The sequence below is a fragment of the Acetobacter fallax genome (assembly GCF_011516735.1).
Lineage (GTDB): Bacteria > Pseudomonadota > Alphaproteobacteria > Acetobacterales > Acetobacteraceae > Acetobacter > Acetobacter fallax.
Window position 1 is genome coordinate 1 of the sequence record NZ_WOSX01000084.1, and the last position, 5,710, is coordinate 5,710.

Consider the following 5,710-nt stretch of genomic DNA (forward strand, 5'->3'; position numbering starts at 1 on the left):
ATCATAAAACGGTTTGCAAAGGCGAGCCTTTGCCGGGTTCCAGGGCAGAGCCCTGCCGGGTCCTGCACCGGCCTGTCTCACACAGATCAAAGCCCAGACCCTCCGGTATTAGCTGGGCGGCGGTCCCTCTACTCTGCACGGCTAAGGACGCCATTCCCGTTCCTATTACCGCCACCAGGCGGGTCGCATGAGTGTCAGCTAAGCCAGACCAGCAGGAGACATTCGTAACAAGAGCAGGTGGGCTTCATGGTGAGATTACGCCGGCGCGGCATTCGAAACCCCGGACATCCCCGCCTCACGCCCCATGAACAGGCGGTCTGGCGGTCCTTCCGGGCGGAGATTCAGGGTGACAAGGGCGAGAACGCCGTCGCGGACGTTCTCAACCGCAGCGGGCTTCTCGTTCTCCACGATGTCATCCTGCCCGCTCAAAATGAGCGGACCACCCAGATCGACCACCTGTTTCTCAGCGCAGCCGGCATCCATGTCGTGGAAACGAAGCGCTATGGCGGCGAGCTGACCGGGCCGAAAGATGGCGCCAGCGTTTCGCCGGGGAAGACGCCGACGCGCCAGCTCGCCTGATCTACAGTCCCCTGATCCAGAACGCCGGCCATTGTCGGGCTGTGTATGCGCTGGTCCGTCTCGTGGATCCGGCGATTCAGGTTTTTAACCACGTCGTAATGGCAGGATCCGCAATCCTGTCGCCGGCACTGGCAAGCCGCACCCTCTCGCTATCGGCGCTGGAGACCCTGCTTGGCAGTCTCGGGCGCAATGATTCTCAGGGGTCGCTGGCGGAAGCATGGCGGCGCATCGAACTCGCCCGCCATGCCAGGAAGTCCCGCGATGTTCAGCCGGTCATTTCTTCTTCGAGGTAGTCGAGCAGCTCGGTCGTTTCCTCGTCGGTGAGCATCAGTCCCCGGCAGGCATCATTGTCGCGGGGGAAGTCGACAGGTTCGCCGCCGAAATCACGGTTGCCAGCGCTGATCCAGAGAACCCGATCCGGTTCATTGGGATCGTAGTCCAGACGCACTCCAAGGCCATCACCAAGATTGATGAAATCCGAGAACAGGTCATCCTCGCAACGAAGCGGCAGCGTGCCAATCTCAACGCCCACCCACCGTTTCGGGAATTTGGCACGCAGAATATCTGTGAGCTGGCGGGTGTGTGGGCGCAGATCCTTCGGATCCCGCACCGGCGTCGGTGGTTCAAGTGGCGGGAGAAAACCTGCCTCTTCGTCAGACCAGTCCTCAGGCTCAATCGCCGGCGCAGGCTTCTTCGCCATGAATCAGACGTCCTTATAACAAAACAGATACAGTTAAAGACCGAAGTCCCGGCCGGAACCAGAGGGGATGAGAGTCATCAGTTCAGCGCACGGCAATCCGATGAGACCGACCGGCTGTAAATCAGTTTTGACTGACCGCCACCAGCCAGCTCGCATCGAACCCATTTGCTTCCCGGCTGCCCGGGCAACGCCTTGCGCAGAACCACCATTTCACCATCTTCACCGGCAAGCGATACGATCTGGAAGCCATCATCGAGCAGCTGCGCCATGGACTGGCCAAGGGCTGCGAATGTTGTGGGCATCTTGCCCGCCGCACGGCCGCCTGCCGGCGTCACCGGGCTGCCGATGACGGACTGGGCCTCGGCTGGGCTGGCGGAGAAAGACGCGGCAACGAGTAGAACGGCGACGACGCCGGAAGTATAACGCAAAGGGCCATCTCCTTTTCAGAACAGCGGCAGCGGAAATCGTGACGCGGGTGGATACATCTGCCCCGCCAGAACCGGGGCCTCGGCAAACAGAACGGCGGCAAGCTCATGCACGATACGCGGCAGCGGGGTCAGCCGCGCGTAATCCATACCCTGCACAAATGACGAAATAATGGTGGCGAGCCAAGGCGCGTCGACAGGCGCCACCAGACCGAGAGGCAACGGCAGGGCGTCGAGAGGCGGGCTGATCTGGCCAGACTCTCGACCCTGCTCGAAGAGCGTCTTCACCGCCTGCCACAGATCCACACCGACCGCCCCGCACCATGCAACTGCACCGACCACAATCGGCCGCCTGGTGCGATACCGCCCGTAATGCAATCTAAACGCTGCGCCACCAGGCAGGATCCGGCCACGCGCATCGCGTGGATAATCCACCGTCGCCCACCATCCGGAGAAGCCTTCATAGGGAAGCGGCCCGGAACCCTCCCGGACAATCCAGGCAAGCCCCTCATTTCGATCCGGCGTCATGGGTGGTCTGAGCTGGACCGCTGTGCGGAAGCCCTCTTCCATCAGGATATGCTGAACCGTCAGCATCGTGTGGTCTTTACGAAACGACATGGAACGGCATGGGCGACAGGCATGAATGTCTCCTTGTTCGGGACTACCTGCGTGGCCGGGAATCATGCGACTGCCACGTGAAAGATCGGAACCATCCGTCATATGCGACCGCAAACCTCGTCCCTGATGACGGGCAGACTATTTCTGTGGCATTTCGAGGTGTCGGCCGACACCAGCGTCAATGCCGTCCGAAAGAGGATACGACACCAATATGAGCAAGGCGTTCATCGCAGCGGTTCTGCAGGACAGCATGGAAAGCACCGGCGTTGCGGCCGGTAAGGCAGCCGACGATCTGATCGAGGCGCTTGTCTCCGAGCTGGAGAAAACCGGCAGCTTTACCCTGCCCGGCTTCGGCACGTTTCGGGTGAAAGACACCCCGGCGCGCACGGCATTGAATCCCCGCACTCTGGAAACGGTCCAGGTCGAGGCCGGACGGACCGTTCGTTTCAAGGCGTCCCCCGTGCTGAAGGCGCGTGTTGCGCCACCAAAACCTGCGACCAGGACAAAGAAAGCGTCGACCAGGGCGTCAGTCAGAACATCCACGAAATCACCGGCCAAAAGCGCCGCCGCTGCGGATACGGCAGCCGCTCCCGCGGAAAAGACCCGCGCTCGGCGCACGGCCTGAGGGCGGCTTCACACAAGCGCCACCATACGGATAGCGGGTACCTGAAAGATAGCGGGTAGCGAGCGTGCGGTCGTTGCCGCGAGGCCTGCTGCCTGACGAATCAGCGACCGGCCAATACGTTTTCCGCGCATTTTCTTATCACTGGTCGCATGATGGTGGCCGACACTGATCTCCTCGCACAAGCAGGAGATCTTCTTCATGACATCTCATAACCGCCTCACCGCGCTGCTGCACAGACGCACACCAGGCGAATGCGCGGTCATCCGACGGGCTCACTCCGGCTATACCGCCGTCCGGTCAAAGCTTTCGCAGCACGGACGCATACGCCGGACAGATATGACCCCGGCATGGGGTTACGGCCTCACGCCGACTCACCCTGCGCCCAGGAGCACGATGTGATGCTGCTCCGCGCTTCCTTTCCGGCAGTCCTCATCCTCGTGGCGACGCCCGTGCCCTGCGCAACAGCCATGGCAGGCCCATCCGTCGGACCAGCGCCTCTGAACCGGCCGACGATCGATACGCCCGAGGGGCCAGTGAGCCAGCAGATGCGGGACGGAACGATGGCTTTTGTCGAGGCGTGCCGGGCCTGGACCAGGCCTCTTCCTTTACCGTCTGTGCCCCTGTCAGTGCCTCACCGTGCCCCGGCGACCACGGAGCAGTTCAACCTGTGTCAGATGGCCATGCATCCTGATCAGTTTCGTGCGGCTTTCCGGTTTTACACTATCCTCGGTGCATGGGGCCTTCTGCTCAGCATGGCCGTGGCCGCTTATCTGTTTGTTCGCCTCGGCCGTTTCGGCTGGCGCTACACAAGACAGAGAAAACTTTCCTCTTCGTCAGCCCTTTGCGGTCGCAGGACGTTCGGTCACGGTGATCAGCAAGTAAAGACTAAAAACTGAATGACGACCGCCAGCAATACGACCGACATTATACCATTGTGTCTGCAAACAGAGGTATATCCGATGACTGATGCCAAAACAGCGGATCCGATACTGCAGGAAATCGTTGGACCCGTCTTTGAGCCTGCGCGAACAGCGACACGCCGCGCGATCTCAATCGTCACGCCGCTTATGGTTGGGCAGGCTGTCCTCATTATAGCGGTATTAAACGAAGTCCCGGCTGGTACCGCGTCGGATTGTTGCTGATCTGGATGCTCTTCAATCTTGAAGCCGGTCTCGCAATCCTGACGCCGGATGCAGACAGACGATTGCGCGCCGTTGTGTGTGCACTGGTCCTGATCCCGGCGCCGTATATGCTGGCGCAATTTATATAGTTTCACTTCTCAGGCCGTGATTGCGAAAGCAGGGGCAGCTTCGTCGGAAGTAGCGAACGGTGTCCGCAGGATGACTGGAAAGGCTGACGAATCTCCTCCCTTTGGATTTAATCCGCACCCGCCGAGACAATCAAAACCTTGATTTCCTCCCCCAAGACATATACAATCTGGGATATACAATCAGGAGCCCCCCCATGCCAGTCCCTGAAACCCATCCACGGCCCCGTGAAGTCAAACTCTTCCGGAATAATCGCAGTCAGGCAGTACGCATTCCGGTCGAATTTGAACTGCCGGGAGACCGCGTGCTTATCCGCCGCGACGGTGACAGGCTGGTTCTTGAGCCCGTCAAGGCACCATCTACACTGAAGGAACTCCTCGCTGCATGGCGCACAGAACCGCCGCTGGCTCCCGAGGACGATTTTCCCGACGTTCACGATGTAGCCGCCAGACCGGAAGACATCCTGTGAGCGCCTATCTTCTCGATACCAACATCATCAGCGATCTCGTCCGCAATCCATCAGGACCTGCCGCGCAACGCATCGAACATCTCGATCCGGGAGATCTCTGCACCAGCATCATCGTGGCGGCGGAGCTGCGATACGGATGCGCCAAAAAAGGCTCCGCGAAACTCCTGGCCCGCGTCGAAAGCGTGCTGGCTTTTGTACCAATATTGCCGCTCGATATTCCGGCTGATGGCGAATACGGCGGCATTCGCGCCGAACTCGAAGCGGCAGGGCAGATAATCGGCATGAATGATCTGCTGATCGCGGCCCATGCATACACTCTCAAAGTAACTTTGGTGACGAACAACATTCGCGAGTTTAGCCGCATCAGAGGGCTGAAGGTCGAGAACTGGCTGGAGGATCTGGCATGACTGAAAACCAGACGACTGCCGATCTTGAGGCGGGCTTGCGAGCGTTCGATGACTTGAGTCGCGCTATCGGGAAGGCGGTTTCCCGGATGGACGAAATTGCAGAACGTCAGGAACAGATCATCCGGAAGCAGGCCGAGATATGGACAGCAATGGGGGGAATGGCGGAAATGGTGCTGCAAAAATAGTGCGCTTTGACCGCAATGGGGGGAGAGCGGAAGGTCGGCTATTGGACGATATAATCTGGAAAGTGGCCGTTCATGTAATCGTCGTTGGCAACACCTACGCACTTTAAATTGATCGTTTGAGTAAAGCCCGATTGGTTTCAGAATCAGACAATCTGGCGACTTCGATTCAGGTGACGGACGACTTCCATGAAGAAATGAACCCTCTATTCTCTTATGACGAAGCGGCCCTCCGGCTTTCTAATTCTTTCTCGAGAGCTTCGCAACACTCGTAGAGTTTACGGAGTTGTTCGTGCCTTGCATCGAACGTATCCTGTCTCGTTATGTCTAAGTGTCTGACCGAAAATGAGTTGAGTGATTTCAGCGGGTTATGATTCATGGGTTTGCGATAACCTGATGAGATCAAGATGGCCTGGACTGAAATCACCCGAGCGCAG

At 58.9% G+C, this 5,710-nt stretch carries 11 protein-coding genes and 1 pseudogene; 8 read left to right on the top strand and 4 right to left on the bottom strand.

The features are described 5' to 3' along the window. Positions 1 to 246 precede the first annotated feature (246 nt). Both GOB85_RS19490 and GOB85_RS19495 read left to right on the top strand, forming a co-directional pair. Positions 247 to 579 (top strand): nuclease-related domain-containing protein, encoded by a 333-nt coding sequence (locus tag GOB85_RS19490; protein WP_242011624.1) that lies wholly within the window; start codon positions 247 to 249, stop codon positions 577 to 579. Positions 580 to 677: 98 nt separating this feature from the next. Beyond that, positions 678 to 872 carry a hypothetical protein gene (locus tag GOB85_RS19495; RefSeq protein ID WP_242011625.1) on the top strand — a complete coding sequence of 65 codons (195 nt, stop codon included), beginning with the start codon at positions 678 to 680 and terminating at the stop codon, positions 870 to 872. Here the strand turns inward: GOB85_RS19495 and GOB85_RS18175 are convergent. From GOB85_RS18175 to GOB85_RS18185, 3 genes are all read right to left on the bottom strand, one after another. Next, positions 845 to 1,279 carry a hypothetical protein gene (locus GOB85_RS18175; protein WP_173578795.1) on the bottom strand — a complete coding sequence of 145 codons (435 nt, stop codon included), beginning with the start codon at positions 1,277 to 1,279 and terminating at the stop codon, positions 845 to 847. The two genes, GOB85_RS19495 and GOB85_RS18175, sit on opposite strands and share 28 nt — an antisense overlap. Before the next feature lie 77 nt (positions 1,280 to 1,356). Further along, positions 1,357 to 1,707: a hypothetical protein gene (locus GOB85_RS18180; protein ID WP_173578794.1), complete on the bottom strand. Its 351-nt coding sequence runs from the start codon at positions 1,705 to 1,707 to the stop codon at positions 1,357 to 1,359. Positions 1,708 to 1,722: 15 nt separating this feature from the next. After that, positions 1,723 to 2,424 carry a hypothetical protein gene (locus GOB85_RS18185; protein ID WP_173578793.1) on the bottom strand — a complete coding sequence of 234 codons (702 nt, stop codon included), beginning with the start codon at positions 2,422 to 2,424 and terminating at the stop codon, positions 1,723 to 1,725. Positions 2,425 to 2,533: 109 nt separating this feature from the next. Here GOB85_RS18185 and GOB85_RS19500 point away from each other — a divergent pair. Continuing rightward, positions 2,534 to 2,800, top strand: a pseudogene (locus GOB85_RS19500) (HU family DNA-binding protein); the annotation flags it as partial. Positions 2,801 to 2,955: 155 nt separating this feature from the next. On the opposite strand, the gene GOB85_RS18195 reads toward GOB85_RS19500, so the two are convergent. Beyond that, positions 2,956 to 3,147: a hypothetical protein gene (locus tag GOB85_RS18195; protein ID WP_173578791.1), complete on the bottom strand. Its 192-nt coding sequence runs from the start codon at positions 3,145 to 3,147 to the stop codon at positions 2,956 to 2,958. Between GOB85_RS18195 and GOB85_RS18200 the strand changes: the two genes are divergently transcribed. From GOB85_RS18200 to GOB85_RS18220, 5 genes are all read left to right on the top strand, one after another. Continuing rightward, complete coding sequence (locus GOB85_RS18200) at positions 3,146 to 3,346, top strand: hypothetical protein (protein WP_173578790.1); 201 nt, start codon at positions 3,146 to 3,148, stop codon at positions 3,344 to 3,346. The two genes, GOB85_RS18195 and GOB85_RS18200, sit on opposite strands and share 2 nt — an antisense overlap. Beyond that, a complete protein-coding gene (locus GOB85_RS18205; RefSeq protein ID WP_173578789.1) occupies positions 3,346 to 3,843 on the top strand; it encodes a hypothetical protein in 498 nt (165 codons plus the stop codon). The genes GOB85_RS18200 and GOB85_RS18205 overlap by 1 nt, the downstream gene beginning before the upstream one ends. 568 nt (positions 3,844 to 4,411) lie before the next feature. Then, positions 4,412 to 4,684: an antitoxin gene (locus GOB85_RS18210; RefSeq protein WP_173578788.1), complete on the top strand. Its 273-nt coding sequence runs from the start codon at positions 4,412 to 4,414 to the stop codon at positions 4,682 to 4,684. Next, positions 4,681 to 5,091 carry a PIN domain-containing protein gene (locus GOB85_RS18215; RefSeq protein ID WP_173578787.1) on the top strand — a complete coding sequence of 137 codons (411 nt, stop codon included), beginning with the start codon at positions 4,681 to 4,683 and terminating at the stop codon, positions 5,089 to 5,091. The genes GOB85_RS18210 and GOB85_RS18215 overlap by 4 nt, the downstream gene beginning before the upstream one ends. After that, complete coding sequence (locus tag GOB85_RS18220; protein ID WP_173578786.1) at positions 5,088 to 5,276, top strand: hypothetical protein; 189 nt, start codon at positions 5,088 to 5,090, stop codon at positions 5,274 to 5,276. Before GOB85_RS18215 ends, GOB85_RS18220 begins: the two co-directional genes overlap by 4 nt. Positions 5,277 to 5,710 lie beyond the last annotated feature (434 nt).

Excerpts from the sequence above, each read along its gene's own strand:
- GOB85_RS18220 (WP_173578786.1), top strand. The coding sequence starts at position 5,088 with ATGACTGAAAACCAGACGACTGCCGATCTTGAGGCGGGCTTGCGAGCG.
- GOB85_RS18210 (WP_173578788.1), top strand. The coding sequence starts at position 4,412 with ATGCCAGTCCCTGAAACCCATCCACGGCCCCGTGAAGTCAAACTCTTC.
- GOB85_RS18205 (WP_173578789.1), top strand. The coding sequence starts at position 3,346 with ATGCTGCTCCGCGCTTCCTTTCCGGCAGTCCTCATCCTCGTGGCGACG.
- GOB85_RS18200 (WP_173578790.1), top strand. The coding sequence starts at position 3,146 with ATGACATCTCATAACCGCCTCACCGCGCTGCTGCACAGACGCACACCA.
- GOB85_RS18185 (WP_173578793.1), bottom strand. The coding sequence starts at position 2,424 with ATGACGGATGGTTCCGATCTTTCACGTGGCAGTCGCATGATTCCCGGC.
- GOB85_RS19495 (WP_242011625.1), top strand. The coding sequence starts at position 678 with ATGGCAGGATCCGCAATCCTGTCGCCGGCACTGGCAAGCCGCACCCTC.
- GOB85_RS19490 (WP_242011624.1), top strand. The coding sequence starts at position 247 with ATGGTGAGATTACGCCGGCGCGGCATTCGAAACCCCGGACATCCCCGC.
- GOB85_RS18195 (WP_173578791.1), bottom strand. The coding sequence starts at position 3,147 with ATGAAGAAGATCTCCTGCTTGTGCGAGGAGATCAGTGTCGGCCACCAT.
- GOB85_RS18175 (WP_173578795.1), bottom strand. The coding sequence starts at position 1,279 with ATGGCGAAGAAGCCTGCGCCGGCGATTGAGCCTGAGGACTGGTCTGAC.